At 46.7% G+C, this 19,423-nt stretch carries 17 protein-coding genes and 1 riboswitch; of the genes, 1 reads left to right on the forward strand and 16 read right to left on the reverse strand.

Annotated elements, in window-relative coordinates; translation table 11 throughout:
* Window positions 1-111: 111 nt before the first annotated feature.
* The 7 genes from IGK63_RS14830 to IGK63_RS14860 all read right to left on the reverse strand — a co-directional run bounded on the left by IGK63_RS14830 (window position 112) and on the right by IGK63_RS14860 (window position 8,021).
* Window positions 112-1,983, reverse strand: coding sequence for a beta-glucoside-specific PTS transporter subunit IIABC (locus tag IGK63_RS14830; protein ID WP_016612004.1), 1,872 nt, complete (start codon window positions 1,981-1,983; stop codon window positions 112-114).
* Window positions 1,984-2,120: 137 nt separating this feature from the next.
* The gene (licT, locus tag IGK63_RS14835; RefSeq protein ID WP_016608476.1) at window positions 2,121-2,963 is read right to left on the reverse strand and encodes a BglG family transcription antiterminator LicT; all 843 of its coding nucleotides are present in this window, start codon (window positions 2,961-2,963) and stop codon (window positions 2,121-2,123) included.
* A gap of 278 nt (window positions 2,964-3,241) precedes the next feature.
* Window positions 3,242-4,147 carry an EamA family transporter RarD gene (rarD, locus tag IGK63_RS14840; RefSeq protein ID WP_005230654.1) on the reverse strand — a complete coding sequence of 302 codons (906 nt, stop codon included), beginning with the start codon at window positions 4,145-4,147 and terminating at the stop codon, window positions 3,242-3,244.
* A 156-nt stretch (window positions 4,148-4,303) separates the two neighbouring features.
* Window positions 4,304-5,740 carry an MDR family MFS transporter gene (locus tag IGK63_RS14845; protein ID WP_275626508.1) on the reverse strand — a complete coding sequence of 479 codons (1,437 nt, stop codon included), beginning with the start codon at window positions 5,738-5,740 and terminating at the stop codon, window positions 4,304-4,306.
* Complete coding sequence (locus IGK63_RS14850; protein WP_005230651.1) at window positions 5,737-6,177, reverse strand: MarR family winged helix-turn-helix transcriptional regulator; 441 nt, start codon at window positions 6,175-6,177, stop codon at window positions 5,737-5,739. The genes IGK63_RS14845 and IGK63_RS14850 overlap by 4 nt, the downstream gene beginning before the upstream one ends.
* Window positions 6,178-6,327: 150 nt before the next feature.
* On the reverse strand, window positions 6,328-7,314 hold the full coding sequence (locus IGK63_RS14855; RefSeq protein WP_005230648.1) for a tRNA dihydrouridine synthase: 987 nt from the start codon (window positions 7,312-7,314) through the stop codon (window positions 6,328-6,330).
* Between the two features lie 146 nt (window positions 7,315-7,460).
* A complete protein-coding gene (locus tag IGK63_RS14860) occupies window positions 7,461-8,021 on the reverse strand; it encodes a TIGR00730 family Rossman fold protein (protein WP_008380221.1) in 561 nt (186 codons plus the stop codon).
* A gap of 86 nt (window positions 8,022-8,107) precedes the next feature.
* Between IGK63_RS14860 and IGK63_RS14865 the strand changes: the two genes are divergently transcribed.
* Window positions 8,108-8,449: a MazG nucleotide pyrophosphohydrolase domain-containing protein gene (locus IGK63_RS14865; protein WP_034872892.1), complete on the forward strand. Its 342-nt coding sequence runs from the start codon at window positions 8,108-8,110 to the stop codon at window positions 8,447-8,449.
* Window positions 8,450-8,599: 150 nt separating this feature from the next.
* Here the strand turns inward: IGK63_RS14865 and IGK63_RS14870 are convergent, their stop codons facing one another.
* The 9 genes from IGK63_RS14870 to IGK63_RS14910 all read right to left on the reverse strand — a co-directional run bounded on the left by IGK63_RS14870 (window position 8,600) and on the right by IGK63_RS14910 (window position 19,339).
* Window positions 8,600-9,613 (reverse strand): ABC transporter substrate-binding protein, encoded by a 1,014-nt coding sequence (locus tag IGK63_RS14870; protein ID WP_016612009.1) that lies wholly within the window; start codon window positions 9,611-9,613, stop codon window positions 8,600-8,602.
* A complete protein-coding gene (locus IGK63_RS14875; protein ID WP_008380226.1) occupies window positions 9,606-10,388 on the reverse strand; it encodes an ABC transporter ATP-binding protein in 783 nt (260 codons plus the stop codon). Before IGK63_RS14875 ends, IGK63_RS14870 begins: the two co-directional genes overlap by 8 nt.
* Window positions 10,389-10,392: 4 nt before the next feature.
* Window positions 10,393-11,466 (reverse strand): FecCD family ABC transporter permease, encoded by a 1,074-nt coding sequence (locus IGK63_RS14880; protein WP_005233272.1) that lies wholly within the window; start codon window positions 11,464-11,466, stop codon window positions 10,393-10,395.
* Window positions 11,467-11,934: 468 nt separating this feature from the next.
* Window positions 11,935-12,408 (reverse strand): 6,7-dimethyl-8-ribityllumazine synthase, encoded by a 474-nt coding sequence (ribH, locus tag IGK63_RS14885; RefSeq protein ID WP_005233264.1) that lies wholly within the window; start codon window positions 12,406-12,408, stop codon window positions 11,935-11,937.
* 21 nt (window positions 12,409-12,429) lie between these two features.
* Window positions 12,430-13,641 (reverse strand): bifunctional 3,4-dihydroxy-2-butanone-4-phosphate synthase/GTP cyclohydrolase II, encoded by a 1,212-nt coding sequence (locus IGK63_RS14890; RefSeq protein WP_016612011.1) that lies wholly within the window; start codon window positions 13,639-13,641, stop codon window positions 12,430-12,432.
* A complete protein-coding gene (locus IGK63_RS14895; protein ID WP_005233260.1) occupies window positions 13,619-14,206 on the reverse strand; it encodes a riboflavin synthase in 588 nt (195 codons plus the stop codon). The genes IGK63_RS14890 and IGK63_RS14895 overlap by 23 nt, the downstream gene beginning before the upstream one ends.
* Window positions 14,191-15,267, reverse strand: a complete 1,077-nt coding sequence (gene ribD, locus IGK63_RS14900; RefSeq protein ID WP_275626505.1) for a bifunctional diaminohydroxyphosphoribosylaminopyrimidine deaminase/5-amino-6-(5-phosphoribosylamino)uracil reductase RibD — start codon at window positions 15,265-15,267, stop codon at window positions 14,191-14,193. Before ribD ends, IGK63_RS14895 begins: the two co-directional genes overlap by 16 nt.
* A gap of 111 nt (window positions 15,268-15,378) precedes the next feature.
* Window positions 15,379-15,517: riboswitch (FMN riboswitch) on the reverse strand.
* A 194-nt stretch (window positions 15,518-15,711) separates the two neighbouring features.
* Complete coding sequence (locus IGK63_RS14905; protein ID WP_016612015.1) at window positions 15,712-18,360, reverse strand: HAD-IC family P-type ATPase; 2,649 nt, start codon at window positions 18,358-18,360, stop codon at window positions 15,712-15,714.
* Window positions 18,361-18,703: 343 nt separating this feature from the next.
* The gene (locus tag IGK63_RS14910; protein WP_008380239.1) at window positions 18,704-19,339 is read right to left on the reverse strand and encodes an NAD(P)H-binding protein; all 636 of its coding nucleotides are present in this window, start codon (window positions 19,337-19,339) and stop codon (window positions 18,704-18,706) included.
* Between the last annotated feature and the right edge of the window lie 84 nt (window positions 19,340-19,423).

Here is a 19,423-nt window from a genome sequence, read left to right on the forward strand (position 1 = left end):
TGACAAGCATTCTCCACCGAAGAAGGCAAGCGAGACCGGCAACTGCGCCTTATTTTCTTACAAAAAACCCGATCCTTGCTGATATTCAGTCGAGGATCGGGTTTCTTTTGCTTATTTTACGATGGCTAAGAAGTCTTCTCCTTGCAAGACATCGGTTTGATTCATATCCATCACATCTAAATATTGCGGCGTATTCGTCACAACGATTGGTGTAATCGTGGATAAGCCGGCAGCTTTGATCGTATCTAGATCAAACTTCACCAACAAATCACCGCGTTTGACTTGATCGTCTTGTTTAACAAAGACCTCAAAGCCTTTGCCATCTAGTTCCACGGTATCCATACCAATATGCATCAAGACTTCTGCTCCATCCGTAGTGGTCAAACCAACAGCATGGCCGGTAGGAAAGAGCGTCGTGATGGTGCCATCTGCCGGCGCATACAAAGCCCCGACGGTCGGTTCGATGGCGATGCCTTTTCCTAATGCACCAGAAGAAAAGACTTGGTCTTTGACTTCTGCTAAGGGAACCACTTTGCCTTCTAACGGACTGCTGAGGATCACTCGTTCTTTAGACGAACTATCTGTGGGTGCTGCTGGCTCTTTTGCTGGTGCTGCACTGGCATCGGTTGCTGGCTGATCTTCAAAACGTAAGAAGAAGGTCAAGACAAACGCGGCGCCAAAAGCGATAGCCGTTCCGATTGAAGCTGCGATCAGACCACTTAGATCTTTCGTATCTTGTGGGATAAAGGAAGGAAGACTTAGTAAGCTGACTAACCCAAAGGTATAGTTTTCGACTTGGCTGAAGCCGATGAAGGCTCCCCCGATGGCACCACTGATACACGCGGCGATAAATGGTTTTTTCAATGGCAAGGTTACCCCATACACCGTCGGTTCTGTGATCCCAAAAATTGAGGTGATCGTTGAAGAAAGGGCCAAGCCTTTCAATTTCACATTTTTTGTCATAAAGAACACTGCTAGCGCTGCACCACCTTGAGAAAGGACAGCTGGCAACAGCATTGGTACCATGGTATCGACACCGGTTTGGCTGAGATTCAACATGATGATCGGTACAAAGCCCCAGTGCATGCCAAACATCACAAAGACTTGCCATAAACCACCCATGACAGCCCCAGCGATCAGTGGGCTGAAGTGGTAAATGCTGTCATAGGCACTACCTAACAAGTTTCCTAAAATCGTTCCTAGTGGACCGACGACAATAAAAGTCAATGGCGCCATAATCAAGAAGACCGCTAAAGGCACACAGATGATCTGTAAGAAGCTAGGAATGACTTTTTTAAAGAAACGCTCCACATAGCTTTGTAAAAAGACCGCTAAAATAATCGGAATGACGGAAGACGTATAAGCACTCGCACCAATAATGACCGGAAGGCCTAAGAAACTCAACGTTTGCCCAGCCAAAGCGGTAATGTCTGGATGAACCAACGCCATCGCTAAGGAAACCGCTAGAAATTCATTGGTACGAAACTTCTTCGCTGCAGTAAAAGCCAACATCACTGGTAAATAGGTAAATAACCCATCGGCAATCGCATACAATACGGTGTAGACCCCAGAATCAGCTGCCAGCCAATTCAAGGTGACTGCCAGCGTCAAGAATCCTTTTAAGACCCCAGCACCTGCCATTGCGCCTAAAAATGGCGTAAAGATCGACGAAATAATATCCACCAGTTGATTCAACAAATTGCCTTTGTCGCCTTTGCTGTCTGCTTCACCATCGAAGTTCGCTACTCCATTCAATTCACGGTAAACGTCGCTGACATGACTGCCGATCACCACTTGGTATTGTCCGCCGCTTTGAACGACTTGGATCACGTCGTCGTCTTGATTCAAGCGTGCCGTATCCGCTTTGTGCTCATCTTTTAATTTGAAACGCAAGCGGGTCGCACAATGCACCACGCTGTTGACATTTTCTTTGCCGCCCACCGCATCAAGGACGCGAACTGCAATTTCTTTATTTGAACTCATTTTTTCAACACTCCTTTTTTAATAAAAAAACCCAGATTGAAAAAACGACCGTCTAACGAGTTTTTTCCTCGCTGACTGTTGTCTTTTCAATCTGGGTATTGCCTGCCTGACAGTAACAATCCGTTAATGATTGAATGTTAATTGGTTTGATCATTGACGACACGTTCGATGTGGATCGTTAAGTAGATCATTTCTGATTCACCGATCGATTTGTCGTAGGTTTTGATCAAGTACTCGTTGATCCGTTGGACCGTTTGAAACGCTTTAGGGTACTTCGATTGCACAAGGGCGAATAAAAATTCATCTTTTTCCCCCGAAAGTTCATCGCTTAAATAACGCTGCGCAAAATACTGCAAATGCGTGGTGATCCGTTGATAATTCAAGGAATCTGGGTTAAAGACTCGTCCATAAAAGCGACTGATGATCGCCAGTACGTCACGTACGATTTCTACCGCTTGCATCGTGGTTTCCATCGTGCCATTGGCTTGTTCGCTATTGACGATATGAAAGGCGATAAAGCCGATCTCCGATTCTGGCAATGTAATCCCGAAGACTTTTTCAAAATAAGCAACGGCATCTGCTGCAACCGCATACTCTTTCGGATAAAATTTGCGTGTCTCAAACAACAATGGATTCGGCAGCTCAATGCCTTCACGTGCCCGAACCAGCGCATAATGGATATGGTCGGTCAGGGTCAAATAAATATTTGGCGACAGCTCGATCCCCAAGGATGCTTCTGCATCATCCACCACTTGCTTGACGGCTTCGACTTCTTCCACAGGAATGTCTGAAAACAATTGCTGAAACTGATTTGCAGTAAAGGTATCCTTTAACACAAATTCTTTTTCGACAAAGGCTTCATCCACTGGATCGCCGACTTTTTTCTTAAACGCAATGCCGCGACCCATATAGATCACTTCCTGACCGGCATCATTGGTCGAGATGACGACATTATTATTTAAAATTTTTCCAATAATCATCGCTTTCCCTCACTCCAAAATAAAAAAACCTAGAATCTCCCCGTTAGCGCGCTGCGGTCAATTCTGGTTTTGCCTGCCGAACAGTAACAATCCTTGTAACTGAAAGAATAATAACACACCCCCGTGGCAGATGCAACCCTTTTCAAACAAAATTTCTACAACGGGTTTTTCCTTTGTTATACCATTGAAGGGTTCTCCTTGCAACATCCTTCACTACCTAAAATGTTTTGTTTTTTAATAAAAAAAGGAACGGCCCAGCTGCAGCCATTCCTGATGCATCAGAGTTGCTTTCTTTGCTGTCCCATGCGCCGCTCTTTCATCGCCGTCCCTAACGTACCATAGGTGAAGACCGCGATCCCCAGCCAAATAAACGCAAAGGCGGAAAATTGGGCCAGTGAATAGGTTTCGTGAAACAAAAAGATGGCTAACAAAAGCATGATCGTCGGGTTGACGTATTGAATAAACCCAAGCGTAATGTAAGAAACATTTTTCGCGGCTTCCGCAAACAGCAGCAGCGGAATAGCCGTCACGATCCCAGCACCCATCAATAAGAGATTGGTTTGCAAGGGATAATTCATAAAGCCGACGGTTGAAAATCCTAAAATATACACGAGCGCAAAGGGGAAAATCACCATCGTTTCGATCGTTAACCCAGTAACCGAACTAATGGGGATCCTTTTTTTGATCAAGCCATACGTACTAAAGGAAAAGGCCATGATCAGTGAGGCATAAGGAATCGTTCCTGTTTGGATCGATAATAAGATCACCCCGATACTTGCCAGCAGACACGCCAGCATGCCAGTACGACTAAGACGTTCCTTCAAAAAAACGGTCGCTAACAAGACATTGACTAGCGGATTGATGTAATAGCCTAAGCTGGCTTGCATCACGTGGCCCGCACTCACCGCGAAGATAAAGGTGAACCAGTTGATGGAGATCAGCACAGAAGCTAAAACGATCAGTCCAGCAAATGCTTTGTTCTTCCACAGCAGACGTGCTTCTTGTAAAAATTGCGTTTTCTTCCCAGAAAGCACGATAAACAACACCATAAAAACAAAGGACCACACGATTCGGTAGCACATCGTTGCTAATGGCGAAACCCCAACGATTATTTTCCAATATAGTGTGACCAAGCCCCACAAGACATAGGCAGACAATCCAAAATAAACGCCTTTATTCTTCATTTTCTCCCTGATTTTTTTCCATTAAAGCAAGCCTTTAATGAAAAAAAATACTCCTCCTAAACCATAAGTTATCTTATTATATCGAATTTTTTGGTTTTTCATAGAGTTTCATGAAATAAATCAAGAAAAGCACCCTTCAAAGAAAGGTGCCCCTCTTTATTCCAGCGGTTCTTCCGCACCTTCCAGCCACACGGCTTCTGGTTTCTGATCACGAATCAAGAATAGCCCCGTTGCAAACAGCAGTCCAGAAGCGATCGTCATCAATAAGAAAGAAACATTCATCCCATGAAGCAACGCACTCGTTCCTGTTAAGGTCGTGCTTTTTTGCGCCACACTATTCATGATCCCGACAAATAATGCTGTCCCGATGGCGCCTGCCACCGTCCGCAAAGAAGTCAATAACGCTGTTCCATGCGCCGTCAGCTGCGGCGGAATATTTTTATTTCCCCACGTCACGAAGGGCATCAACAAACAGCCTGTGGCGGCACAGCGCAGCATGTTCAAAACCACTGCTACCCAGATACCCGTATGCATATGGATAAAATACATGCCGATGTTGCTCAAGACCAGTGAGCCGCCGCCAAAAAGCGTCAACAGACGGATGCCGACTTTGTCATAGATTCGCCCAGCCACGGGACTTAAAAATGCCGAGACCAGGGAACCTGGCAAAACGACTAATCCCGAGATCGTCGCTGATTTGCCTAAAATCGACTGCACGTAAAGCGGCATCAGCATCGCCGAACCCATCAAGACCAAGTAAAGCATGATACTGCCAAAGACACTGATGGCATATTCTTTTGTTTTTAAGACCCGCAGATCCAAAAATGGGGTTTCCGCTCTTAACTGACGGAAGACAAAGAAGATTCCTGCTACCAAACCGATCCCTAAGGTTCCTAAAACCGGCAAGCTGAAAAAGCCATAGCTGCCGATATTGCCAAAGCCTAAAGTGATCCCACCAAAGGCGAAGGCACTCAAAACAAAAGAGGTCTGATCAAATTTGCTGTTGCTTACTGGCAACACATCATCAAAAACCTTTATGGCCCAAATCAACGAGATCAAAACGATCACGGCAACGATATAAAAAATCGCATGCCAGTTCAAGCGGTCCACGATCACCCCAGCAAGAGTCGGTGCGATCACGGGTGCCGCGGTGATCGATAATCCATACCAGCCCATCACCACACCGATACGATTGATCGGATAGATCGATAAGAGGATCACTTGCGCCATTGCGGTCAAGATTCCATTGCCTACGGCCTGCAAAATACGAGCAAGCATCATGACTAGAAAATTGGGCGCTGTGGCACAAAGCAGCAAGCCCACCAACGCAATTCCTAAGGCAGCGAGATAGAGCTTTTTGGTTGGCACACGATTCATAAGATATGCCGTCAAGGGCATAACGATCGCCATTGCCAAAGAATACCCGCTAGTCAGCCATTGGCCCGTAGTGACGGAAATCTGCAAGTCATTGACGATGGCGGGTAAAGCCGTCGTCAATGCGGTCGCCAACATGGATACGGCAATACATGTAATCATTAAATTAATAAAAATCAGCGTCCGCTGACGTTCCGTTCGTTGGACTGTTTCACTCAATCAACGTCCGCCTCCTTCTCAAGATAAAACTGTTCGATTTTTGCTAAGGCTTGACCAAAGGCTTGTTTTTCTTCTGCCGTCAAATAGGTCAACATTTCTTGGTGCGCCTTGCTGCGTTTTTCTTTCATTCGCTGTGCCTCTTCCTTGCCTGCTTCTGTCAGCGAAATCAAATGACTGCGTTTATCTTTCGGATCGACTTCTTTTTGGATCAGCCCTTTTTCAGCCAGTTTCTTTAGTAGTTCGCCAGTGGATGTCGAACGAATCGCTAAATACGCGGCGAGATCTTTTTGGGTCAACGTGCCTTTTTCGTCCAATACCAGTAAACAATTGAACTGCCCCCGTCCCGGCATAAAGCGTCCATACTTTTGTTCCGCATACCGCCGATTTAATTTATACACTTCAAACAATCGTTCCACGATTTCTTGTTCGGAAACCATCGATCTTCAGCTCCTTTCGCCTCTTCACTATTTAGATAGGTACCTAGTTAAAAGTCCGTTCTCCATTTTACATAGGTACCTATCTATTGTCAAGAAAGGATTGACATTGAGAGCGGATGCAGCAACCAAAAACGAAAAAAGCATTGAAACTTACGCTTCAATACTTTCCTCGTGGTTCTTTTTCTCCGCAAACTCTGCCAGCAGTTGCCGAACTTCATCCGTTGATTTGGTATTCATCAATTTTGCTCGCAAATCACTGGCTCCTGGGAAGCCTTTGACATAGATTTTAAAGAAACGATGCAATCCTGCGATCGAGCGTGGCACCATTTTGGCGTAATGATCCTGCAAGTCTAATTGCAGCTGTAGCAAGCCTAATAGCTCTTCTGAGGTATGCTCTTTCGGTTCTTTTTCAAAGGCATAGGGATTCTTGAAAATACCCCGACCGATCATGATTCCGTCTACGCCATATTTTTCTGCTAGCTCTAAACCTTTGGTACGATCAGGGATATCACCGTTGATCGTCAGCTTCGTTTGTGGGGCGATTCGGTCCCGCAAGGCCACCACTTCAGGAATCAATTCCCAATGGGCATCGACCTTGCTCATTTCTTTGCGGGTTCGTAAATGGATCGAAAGGTTAGCGATATCTTGTTGCAGGACATGGGTCAACCAGGCTTCCATTTCCCCTAGTTCGGTATAGCCCAAACGCGTCTTGACGCTGACCGGCAAGCCGCCAGCTTTGGCTGCTTGGATCAGCTCAGCAGCAACTTCTGGTCGCAAGATTAAGCCGCTGCCTTTGCCTCGTCCGGCAACGTTTGGCACTGGACAGCCCATATTTAAGTCAATCCCTTTAAAGCCCATCTCGGCTAATCCGATACTCATTTCACGGAAATACTCTGGCTTGTCTCCCCAAATGTGGGCTACCATCGGTTGCTCATCTTCGGTGAAGACTAAACGTCCCCGCACACTGTCGCGTCCTTCTGGATGACAGTAACTATCGGAGTTGGTAAATTCCGTAAAGAAAACATCTGGTGCGCCGGCAGCTTGAACGACATGCCGAAAAACGACATCGGTGACATCTTCCATTGGTGCTAGAATAAAAAAAGGCTTCGGCAATTCAGCCCAAAAATTTGTTGTCATGATTTACGCTCCATTTCTTTGTCCAAGGATCTTATTTTATGACCCCACTTGCAAAACAAACCCCATTATACTAAGAATGCGTCAAAGAAGCAAAAGAGCAAGACGACACCCGCCGGTGCTTCGCCTTGCTCTTTTGCAACAGACGCTTAATACTGCCGAATAACTGGTGGTTCGTAAGCTTGAATAAAGACTTCCAGCTCCTGGGTTGTTTGCGCAAAACCGATTTTTTCGCGATCGGCCTGCGTCAAGAACTCATTTTCCACCATGTTGTCATACAAGGCTCTCGTTGCGCGGTAAAAGTTGTTCACATCATAAAAAGCACAAGGATTCGGGTTTTGACCGATTCTTGACCACGAGATCATCTCCGTGATTTCTTCCAGCGTCCCGGGACCACCTGGCAGTGCGACAAACGCCTGCGACAATTCGAACATTTTTCGTTTTCTTTCTGACATCGTCTCGACGACATGGAGTTCGGTCAATCCAGGATGTGCTAGTTCCCGATCTTTTAAAAAGGTTGGGATCACCCCGATCACCTGACCGCCATTTTCTAAGACAGCATCTGCCAGCACGCCCATCAAGCCCGCTTTTCCGCCGCCATAGACCAGCGTATTTTGCCGTGAAGCGATCCACTGCCCCAATTCTTGGGCGGCTGTTGCAAAACTAGGTTCATTACCGACACTGGCACCACAATAGACTGCAATTTTCATAAAACTCTCCATCATCCTTCTCAATCATTTTGAAATAGTATATCATGATTCTGATAAAGGTTCTGGGAAAGGATGGAAAAAAAATTATGAACATTGAGGAATATCAACGATTTATCAGTGACTTCTACAAAGCCCGCAACTGGTATCAATATGATCCGTTTATTCGGGCGAATTTTTTAGCAGAAGAAGTCGGGGAAGTGAGCCGTGCCATTCGGACATTGGAGATTGGCCGTGACCGTCCCGATGAACAAGAAGGCTTGCCGGAAGAAAAACTGGCAAATCTGACGGAAGAATTGGGCGATGTACTGGATAACTTATTTATTCTCGCCGATAAATACGATATTTCTCTGGAAACAATCATGCAAAAACACAAAGAAAAGCTTTTGTCTCGCTATCAAATGAACCAAGAGACAGAAAAAAACAGCTAACGGGCTACTTGTTGCGTAACGGGCAGCGGCAAAGGTTGCTTTTCCCAAATACAAAAAACCAACGTTTCTGTGGTCAATCGGCCAGTGAAACGTTGATTTTCTTCTATTATATAAAAAGTTGGTTCTCCTTTTTATGGGAATAGGAGGTGTTTATTGTGCCATTTGCTCTACCAGTTCTTCCAAACCAGTCAAGGCTTGGTAGCCGTAGCCAAAGAGATAATTGTAGTCCATGCTGTAGACTTGTTTGTTTTTGATGGCTTTCATGCTAGAGAGTTTGTCGTTTTTGTATAAGCCTTCAATGATTTCTTGACCGGAAACACTGCCTTCGATCGTTGCCCAGTCGCCGACGATCAAGACATCGGGATCCGTTTCGATCAAAGTTTCGACACTGACTTCCCCTGAATAGTCTTGAAACACATTGTTCAGTTTGATCATATCAAAGTTGCTATTGAAAAAAGACTCATCTTGAGCGGCATAGACACTGACAACACTAGGGTCAGACATAAAGAGATGGGCAAAGGTTTGCTCTTCTTTGTCTGCTACTTTTTCTTCCAAGGCACTCTGACGATCCTTTAATTCTTTTTCAAAAGCAGCGGCTGCCTCAGGGACATTGAAGAGCTTACCAAGGTTTTCAATGTCTTGATAAACAGAATCAAACGTCGCCCCAGTGACAGAGGTTTCTTGGACATAAGTCGGAATGCCCATCTCGTTCAAGGAATCAACGGTGCCGACGCCCCAATCTTGGTTATCGAAAAGTCCCCCGCGGCCAAAAATCAAATCTGGATCCACACTTAAGGCTGTTTCTTTACTGATATAGTCGCTGCCCAGGTCGTTGAGTTCTGCGTAATCAGCAGCAACTTCCTCATCAGCGGCACCAAAGGTTGCACCGACACCCGCAATCTGATCCTTGAGGCCGAGATGCAGCAGCAATTCCGCTGCTGGTCGTGTGTTGGCAACGACTTTTTTTGGTGCCTCATTAAAGGTTTGATCCTTGGCGGTCCATTGCGTGCCGCCTTCTGCTTTGGTGTAGTTGCTGATGGTTAAGGGATACGTACTTTCTGCCTGTGAGGAAGAAGCCGAAGTTCCTTCATCCTTCGTATTGCCGCAAGCGCTTAATGTAAAGACTGCCAATCCTACCCCAATCATTTTTCCCCATTTATTCATCTGTTTGCTCCTTTTCAAAATAATAATGAAACCCTAATCCGCTTGTGATCGGATGATGGTAAATACTGCATTTCACGCCATAGATTTCTTCGATCAGTTCTTCTGTCAGCAGCGTTTCTGGTTCGCCATACCCTACGACCCGACCATCTTTTAAGGCATAGATAATGTCGCAATAGTTGGCTGCTTGTTCCAAATTATGCAGCGCCGCCAACAAGCCAATCTTCAGATGCTTGACGGTCTCTAAGATTTCCAGCTGGTAACGGATATCCAAATGATTGGTCGGCTCATCGAGAATCATAAATTTCGGTTCTTGGGTGATGGCACGAGCAAGGACGACCCGCTGTTTTTCGCCTCCTGATAATGAGAGGTAGCTGCGTTTTCTGTAGGCACTTAACCCTGTTTTGGCTAAGGCTTCGGTGACCAGCTCATGGTCGGCTTTGGTGTCTTGTTCCAACAACCCCTTGTGGGGCGTGCGGCCTAAAAGCACCATCTGTTCTACTGTTAAATCAAAGCTCAACTCATTGAATTGACTGACGACGCTGACTTGCTGGGCGACTTTTTTTTCGGAACTTTTCAAAATATTCATCTCACCCAGATAAATTTCGCCGCTGTCTGGTTTCAACGTTTTGTAGATGGCTTTTAACAACGTGGACTTACCACTGCCATTAGACCCAATCAAACCGACAAATTGCCCTTGTGCGGTTTGGACGGAGATGTCTTTTAGAATCTGCTGATCCCCGATCGTCAGATTGAGCTTTTCAACTGCCAATTTCATCTCGTCACCCCCCAAAGTTGTATTGTCGTTTGACAATGATATAGATAAAGATCGGTGCGCCAATCAGCGCTGTAATGATCCCGATCGGCAGTTCGACTCCTTGCAGGGTCGAGCGGGCGATCACATCCGCCCAAATCAAAAACAACGCGCCTGTCAAAGCGGTCAAAGGCATCAACAGGCGATGATCCGAGCCGCTGACTCCACGTACGATATGAGGAATGATCAAGCCGACAAAGCCGATCATCCCAGAATTCGCAACGATGATACTAGTTAATAGCGCTGCTAGCAGCATGTAAAAACGCCGATAGAAGGTCAGCTTGACCCCTAAAGTGGAAGCAACTTCATCCCCCAGCAAAAGCGTATTCAAAACACGGTATTGCGTCAGGAAGAACAGCGTGATCAAAGAAACCAGAACCACGATAAAGCCCAATTTATTCCAAGAAGCCGAGGCTAGGCTGCCCATCGACCAAAACGCTACAGTCTTCATCCCTTCTGCATTGCTAGCCAGATAGATGATCAAGTTTGAAACAGAGCTGCATAAGGCACTGACGATCGTCCCCGACAGCACAAGTTTTGTGGAAGTCATTTTCCCACCGATACTGGCAAGCAGCAGCACCAAAATAGTCGCAATCCCCGCTCCTGCAAAGGCGCCAAACGATAAGCCCAGCTGCAAGACTAGCGCCGAGCCGCCAAAACCGACTAAGATGGCAAAGGTCGCCCCTAAGGATGCGCCGGAAGAGATCCCTAGGATATATGGATCTGCCAGCGGATTTTGGACCACTGCCTGCATCACTGCCCCGCTGATCGCTAACCCCATCCCCACAAAAATAGAAAGCAAGACCCGCGGTGCCCGAACAAACCAGACGATATTGATGTTTGCGTCTGAAATGCCTGAAAGATCACCAACCAACCCGTGGCTGATTTTATAGAAGAGAATTTGGTAAACTTCGCCAAGGGTGATATTGGCTTGGCCGTTTGCCAAAGCAACTCCTGCAGATAAGAGAATGGCGACAACTAAAACACAGCAAATGATTGTCGACACCATCCAACGATTTGATTTAATCAACCCTACCGACATGTGATTCTCCTTTATTCAGCACGAACTCCTCTGATTTCACAGCAAAAACAACCTGAGTGTTGCCTCGCCGCCATCATAAAAGAAGCATCTGTGCGTTTTTTCGCTTATAAAAGTTCTTCTCATGAAAAGCGCCAAAGCCATGTGCTACTTTGACATCTATTTGCAAATGAGAATCACTCTCAATGAATAGAGTCATTATAAGGAACCTTTTGTGAAATGTAAATAATTTTCTGAAAACTTCCTTAAATAAGAGTTATTCTAATGTTCGTGATTGATTGGGCATTTTCCTTTCCATTGACCTATCGAAAACACGGTACCCGCGAAGAAGCAAATTCTTCGGCAAAATAATCCAGTTTTTTTAATGATGAAAAAAGACAGACTTCATTTTGTACGAAGTCTGTCTCCAGTCTGAAGCCTATGCTTAGGCAGGCTTTTTCTTGCTAGCTTCCCTTTGTTCGAACGTGAAACCTATGCGTTGCCAAGGATTTGCTGATTCAACGAAATCATCTCCAAAAGACCTTGAGCGGCTTCACTGCCTTTATTGCCGGCTTTGGTTCCCGCTCGTTCAACGGCTTGTTCAATCGTTTCAGTCGTCAATACACCAAACATGATCGGAATGTCGGCATTCAGACCAATTTGGGCTACGCCTTTCGCCACTTCATTTGAGATCAATTCATAGTGGGTCGTTGCTCCGCGAATCAAGGCACCTAATGTCACGATCCCATCGTATTGTTTGTGGTCAACGATTTTTTTGGTAATATACGGAATCTCATAAGCACCTGGTACCCAATACACATCGATGTTTTCTGCTTTGACTCCATGACGCACCAAATTGTCTTTGGCGCCTTCCACTAACTTGGAAGTGATAAACTCGTTGAATCGTGAAACCACGATCCCTACTTTGACTGCCTCTCCCTGAAACGTTCCTTCAAATACTGTCATCGCTCATTCTCCTTTGGTTGATTAAATAGATAGGTAATGGTGAAACTTTTCTTTCTTCGTTTTCAAATAGCTGCTGTTTTCTTTATGCACAGGCATCTCCAGCGGTACCCGTGCTGCTACCTTGATCCCTAAGCTTTCTAATTCCTTCACTTTGTCAGGGTTGTTGGTCATCAGTTGAATCTCCTGCACTTCTAAGGAACGTAAAACATCGGCGGCAAACGTGTAATGACGAGCATCTGCTGCAAACCCTAATGCAATGTTTGCTTCATAAGTATCCATGCCTTGTTCCTGCAGCTGATAGGCACGGAGCTTGTTCCGCAAGCCAATACCGCGGCCTTCTTGGCGTAGATACAAAATCGCACCGCGGCCTTTTGCTTCGATCTGCCGCATAGCTTCTTGCAGCTGTTCGCCACAATCACAGCGATGAGAGCCGAAGACGTCGCCAGTTAAACACTCTGAATGGATCCGTAGTAAAAGCGGCTCAGTAGTATGTTGAATCTCGCCTTTGGCTAGTAAAAGGTGTTCATTGCCGAATTCATCTTCAAATAAGGTCAATTGGAACGCCCCATAAGCCGTTGGCAGATCCACCGTGATAGGTGCAGTTCCTCGTAGATATTCCGCCAACTCATCAATGGTCAAAAACGGCAGCTGCCATTTTTCTGCTAATTTTTTCAATTCTGGGACCCGAGCCATTGTGCCATCTTCATTTAAAATCTCACAAATGTAGGCTGCTTCCACGCTGCCAGCAAGCTTTGCTAAATCCACAGCCGCTTCTGTATGTCCTCTGCGTTCCAACACGCCGCCAGGTTGAGCGGTCAATGGGAAGATATGGCCAGGGCGATAAAAATCCGCAGCCTGTGACGCAGGATCAGCCAACTTTTCAATCGTCACTGCCCGGTCTTTCGCAGAAATTCCTGTACTCGTCGTCACGTGATCGACACTGATGGTAAACGCGGTGCCAAAGGCATCCGTATTATTGGCGGTCATCTCAGGCAATGCCAGCTTTTCAGCGATCGCTTGTGAGATGGGTGCACAGATCAAGCCGCGGCCATAAGTCGCCATAAAATTGACAGATTCTGGCGTTGCGTATTCAGCGATCCCAATCAAATCTCCTTCTGATTCCCGATTTTCATCATCGGCGACAATCACTAAGCCGCCCTTTTTTAACCATTCCACTGCTTGTTCTACTTTATGCATCGTCTGCCTTCTTTCATTTTCGTTGGTATTTGACATATTTCCCGATCATATCCGTCTCGATATTGACCCACTCCCCTTGTTTCAACTGCCCCAGCGTCGTCTGGTCTTTGGAATGGGGGATCAAGCTAACGGAAAATGCCTGTGCCGTCGTCTGGGTAACCGTCAAACTGACGCCATTGATCGCAATCGACCCTTGCGGAATGATTTCCCCTTGCACACTGACAGGATAAGCAAACGTCAAGATCAAGGCATTTTCCAACTGCTTTTTCTGGATCAAACGGGTCGTTACATCAATGTGGCCTGCGACAAAGTGGCCTTCAAAACGCTGCGTCGCTGCCATCGCTCGCTCCAAATTGACTTCGGCACCCACCGAGAGTTGTTTAAAGGTCGTTCGTTGAAAGGTTTCCGGCATGATATCCACCGTAAACGTCATCGCTTGTTTGGCGATCGCCGTCAAACACGTCCCGTTGATCGCCATGCTGTCTCCGATCTGGTAATCCGCCAGTAAGCCTTCCGACGCACTGCAGGTTAGCTGGATCGTGCGGCTTTGCTTGCGGATCTCTTTGATGCGGCCTTTTTCCTGAATCAATCCTGTGAACATTCCTCTTGTCTCCTTCCTCGGATGCAAACATCTTCTCCAACTGCCGTAACCGTCACCTCTGTTAGCCGTTGCAGCTGATTCGGGGTACGCTCACTGGCAAAACTTGCGAGACTATTGCCCCCAAGAAACTTTGGCGCCACATAGGTAATGCTTTCTTGCCACAGTCCGCTGGCTAAAAAGGCATCATGGATCGCAGCGCCTCCCTCCACGTAAAGCGATTGGACCTGTCGTGTGGCAAGCTCCTTCAACAATGCAGCGATCGTCAATTCTTCCAGTTGGATCACTGAGACATGCGCTGGCAAATCATTGACAGCTGCCTGCTGCGTAAAAATCCACACAGGTGCCGAATCGTCGGCAAACAGTGCCAGTTCGGGTTGCGACAGCGTTCGTCCCCGACGGTCTACCACGATGCGAATCGGCGGAAAGCTGGTTTCAATCGTGGTCAATAAGGTGGGATCATCCGTCAACACCGTCTGACTGCCCACTAAGATCCCTTGGTAGTCCCCACGTTCTTGATGAACGTTTTGCCAAACCCCTGAACCAGTGATCGCACTGCGGGTTAACGCATCATGAGCGATCCGACCATCTAAAGTGATCGCTTGCTTCAATGCCACGTAAGGTCGCTGATGCTGATGGTAAAAATTATAGTGTGGATTCAAACGGCGCACTTCTGTTTCTTCGATACCCACCAACACGTCGATGCCCTGATTTTCTAAAAAGCGCTTGCCTTGTCCAGCCACGATCGGGTTAGGGTCTAACTGGCCGACGACTACTTTTTTGATGCCGCTGTCGATGATCAGCTGGGTGCAAGGCGGCTGTTTTCCTTGATGGTTGCAAGGTTCTAACGTCACGTATAAAGTCGAATTGATTAGGTCTTCGGAGGAATGGCATTGTTCGATGGCGTTTCGTTCCGCATGGGGCTGTCCATAGACTAAGTGAGCCCCTTTGGCAATGACCCGCTGCTCTTTGACGATCACGGCGCCCACTAGCGGATTGGTAAAGGTTTGGTAACGCCCTTTTTGGGCTTCTGCGATCGCTAAACGCATGTATTCGTTATGCATCTTCCTTCCTCCTTTCAATAAAAAAATGCCTCGTGAGAATCTCACGAGGCATAGACAAACAAGACCGGCAAAAAATCAGTTTTAGACGCACTGCGCCCTTGAAATTTTGTGGTTTTTCTTCTCCCATCCAGACTTTCACTGTCGGTGCCAGATTCACACTGGCTCCACCGCATAGCTATGCGGGTCACGGACTTCAAGCATTGTACTTGTCACCGTCGGTCGGGAATTACACCCTGCCCCGAAGAATACTATTCAATTCATGTGCATTTTAGCCCGACCATTTTTGTTTGTCAATAGGCCTGATTACAAGCCAATAGGAATTCCTCTTGGCTTTTTCTTTTGGCAATCCCAAAGCAGCGACAGCAGAAATCCCTTGTCGTTCCGCCATTTTCCTAAGCTGCAGCAAGGCGATTTTACCTGTAAAAAAATACGAGAAAACCTAGGTTAAATATTTTTTCTCGAACGAAGCCATTTATCGAACTCCGTCACGAGTAAGACGACCATCCCAGAAGCTGCTGAGATGACCCAGCCGATCAAGGACATGTCCTCCGTATGAAAGGCGCTTTGCATAAATGGAACATAGGTCAATAACAGTTGCAGAACCAGCATCACACCAATGATCAAGAACGCTTTTGGATTGGTGAAGGAAGCTTTAGAAAACGCTGGTGCACTGGTACGGATGTTGAACAAATAGAAAATCTTACTCAAGACCACGATATTGACCATCATGGTACTGGCAACGGCTTCGCTGACGCCTTGCAGCAAGAGCCAGTCATGAGCGATCAAACTGATGACTGCCATCAAGATCGACACATACGCCATCTGCCAAATATCGTGACGATTCAACAATTTATTGCCTGTCTTTCGCGGCTTGCGGCTCATGATCCCAGACTCTGCTGGTTCAAAGATAAACGCAAACTGGATCGTAATAGCAGAAACCATGTTGATCCACAGCAGTTGTGTCGCCTGCAGCGGCAATTCTTTTTGCATCATGATCGTAAAGGCAATGATCAGCCCTTCGGCAAAAGATGTCGGCAACAGAAACAGAATGCTCTTTTTGATGTTGTCATAGATCCTGCGTCCTTCGCGAATCGCTAAGGACATGGTACCGAAATTGTCATCGGTCAAGATCATATCAGCAGAATCTTTGGCTACATCCGTGCCGCTGATCCCCATCGCTACACCGATATCCGCCCGCTTCAACGCCGGGGCATCGTTAACGCCGTCCCCTGTCATCGCCGTGACTTTGCCTTTGGCTTGTAGCGCTTTGATAATGTCCAATTTATTTTTCGGCGTGGTTCGTGCAAAGACTTGATTCGTCAAGGCAGCATCTTGAAATTCAGCTTCACTCATCTGATCCAACTCGGCACCTGTCACGACGTGAATCTCATCCGCTAAGCCAAGCTTTTCCCCAATCGCTTTGGCGGTCAGAGGGTGATCCCCAGTAATCATTTTCACTTGAACACCGGCTTGGTTCATTTCCTTCAGGGAGGCAATCACTTCTTCTCGCGGCGGATCGATGATCCCGGCGATCCCTAGTAATTGTAGCCCTTGCTCAAAAATCGTTTCATCAATGTGATCAATCGAAACTTTCTGATAGCCCACCGCTACCACTCGTTTGCCTTCTGCCGACAAGCGGCGAACATGACCTGTCCAATAGGCTTCATTAAAAGGTGCCGCTTGTTTTTGCACCATTTCAAACAATTTATCTGGGGAGCCTTTAACAAATAGCAAGCGTTCCCCCGCAGGGTTTGCCACTAGTTTCGCCATGTAGCGGTTGTCCGAATCAAAGGGCAGCATATCCAGTTCTTGGTAAGCGGGTGCTTGCGGATAGGCAAATTGCTTATGATACAGCGTCAAAAAGGAGCCGTCTGTTGGTTCCCCATTGATCGTCCAGTGATTTCCTTCTGGCACCAATACCGTATCGTTGGCTTCGTAGCCAGCTTCCAAAAACAACTGCAAGATGTCTTGCGTGTAGACGTCCTCCTGCTTTGGACGAATCACGCCCACCGGCGCATAGCCGTCACCCGTCACTTCGTATTCCTGCTCAGCCAATACGATGTCTTTAACTGTCATTTCATTTTTAGTCAGGGTACCGGTCTTATCCGTAGCGATCACATCCACTGAGCCTAGCGTTTCAACCGCCGGCAGTGTTTTGATGATGGTGTGCTTGTTTTTTGCCATGTCGCTGACACCCATCGCCAAAACCACCGAGGTCGTTGCTGGCAATCCTTCTGGGATCGAGCCGACGATCATGGTGACGACGGCTAAGGACAAGACAGAGATCGCGTAGGTTTGCTGGAACAAACTGACGATAAACAGCAAGACCGCCACGCCCATGATCACATAGGTGATGCCTTTCCCCAGTCCATCGATCTCTTTCATCAACGGCGTTTTTCGTTCTTCTGTTTGATTGACTTCTGTGGAGATTTTCCCGATCTCAGTCGTGGCGCCGGTAGCGATCACGATTCCTTTCCCGCTTCCTGACGTCACGGAAGTCGAAGCAAACGCCAAATTCCGTTGTTCTGCTAATGGGGTTGCTTCATCCACTAAGGCATCTGTTATTTTTTCCACCGAATCGGCTTCACCAGTCAAGGCGGATTCTTGGATACGCAAGTTGTCCGCTTCGATGATCCGCAGATCCGCAGGCACATTGTCGCCGGCTTCTAAGAATACGACATCCCCCGGAACGACTTCGGCAGCTGGAATATCTTGCCGAATCCCATTCCGATAGACCGTGGCTTCTGCTGATAGCATCTCTTTGATCCGTTCTAACGCATCGGAAGCATTGGCTTCTTGGTAATAACCGATCAACGCATTGACCAGTACGACGATGCCAATGATCACGGCATCAGAGAAATGCCCCATCAGCAGCGTTAAGATGGCGGAGAAAATCAAAATGTAGATGATCGTGTTATGGAATTGCCGCAGCAGCAAACGCCACTTGGCGGTTTTTTTGACCGCTAATTGATTCAATCCGTAGGTTTCTAACCGCTCGGTTACTTGCGCCTCATCTAATCCTTGTTCGATTGAGGGCACCTTATACTGTTCGATTGTTTCTGACACTGATAATTGAAACTCTTTTTTATTCATTTATTCTTCTTCCTTTTCTTTTTCATTGATGGATAACACAAATAAGCCCCTTATTTAGAAACTGCTCCTAAATAACGCGCTGTTGTTGGTCTCCTATTCAATTAAAAAGTAAGGTAAGTCAAAATAGTGTTTCTGCTCACCGTCACTCGAGTCGCTTGACATTCGTTTACCACCCCCTCTAAAGTTAGCAATAAGCGTAACAAACTATTTTTCCAAAGTCAAGAGTCATCGCTTTCATAGCAATGAAGGGGCATCTCAAAGTTTTACGAAAAAAAGCCGCACGACAACGATTCGCTGCCGTGCAGTTCCTTCAGTACATTCTCTTCAAGCCCAAAGGCACGCCTTAAAGCTGATCCAGTGCCTCGCTGATCGGTGTTTCTCCTGCTTGGACTTTGATGACTTTTTGATAAGTTGCTGGACGTTCCAGCATTTCACCTAACAAGACGGCGACATCCTCGATGGGGATCGCACCAGAGGTCGTTTCACTGATCTCGATCAAACTAGATCCTGGTGTTTCTTTCAACGCACCCGGCTGCAAAATCGTATAGTCTAGTGCGGTATTGTCGATCAGCCAGCGATCAGAGAAAAATTTGGCGATCGTGTAATCCATCAATGACGCCATGCCTTCCCTTTGCCACTGTTCAGGTTCTAAGGCATAGGCTGAGCTAAGGTGGATGTAGCGCTTGATTCCTTTTGATTCAGCGGCTTGCATCACTTTGACCGCACCATACAGATCAGATTGCAGCAAGTCTTTGCCTCGGGAACCCGCCACGAAGTATACCGCTTCCGCATCTGCGAATTTGGCCGCCATCTCTTCCGGTTCCGTGTGTAAATCAAAGAACACGGGCTTGATATTCTCCGTTTCTGTGATTTTCTCACTGCTGCGCGCACCAGCATAAACGATGTGTCCTTGTTTTTCTAGAAAGGCGATCAATTTTTGGCCCACCCGTCCGGTAGCACCAACGACAAAAATTTTCATTTTCTATACTCCTCTCGATTCTTTTTCCAACTCTTGCTAGTATCATCGTAGGACAAAAACCTAGATCCAACAACTATTCTGTTT

The organism is Enterococcus sp. AZ040 (genome assembly GCF_050499185.1).
GTDB lineage: Bacteria > Bacillota > Bacilli > Lactobacillales > Enterococcaceae > Enterococcus_D > Enterococcus_D entomosocium.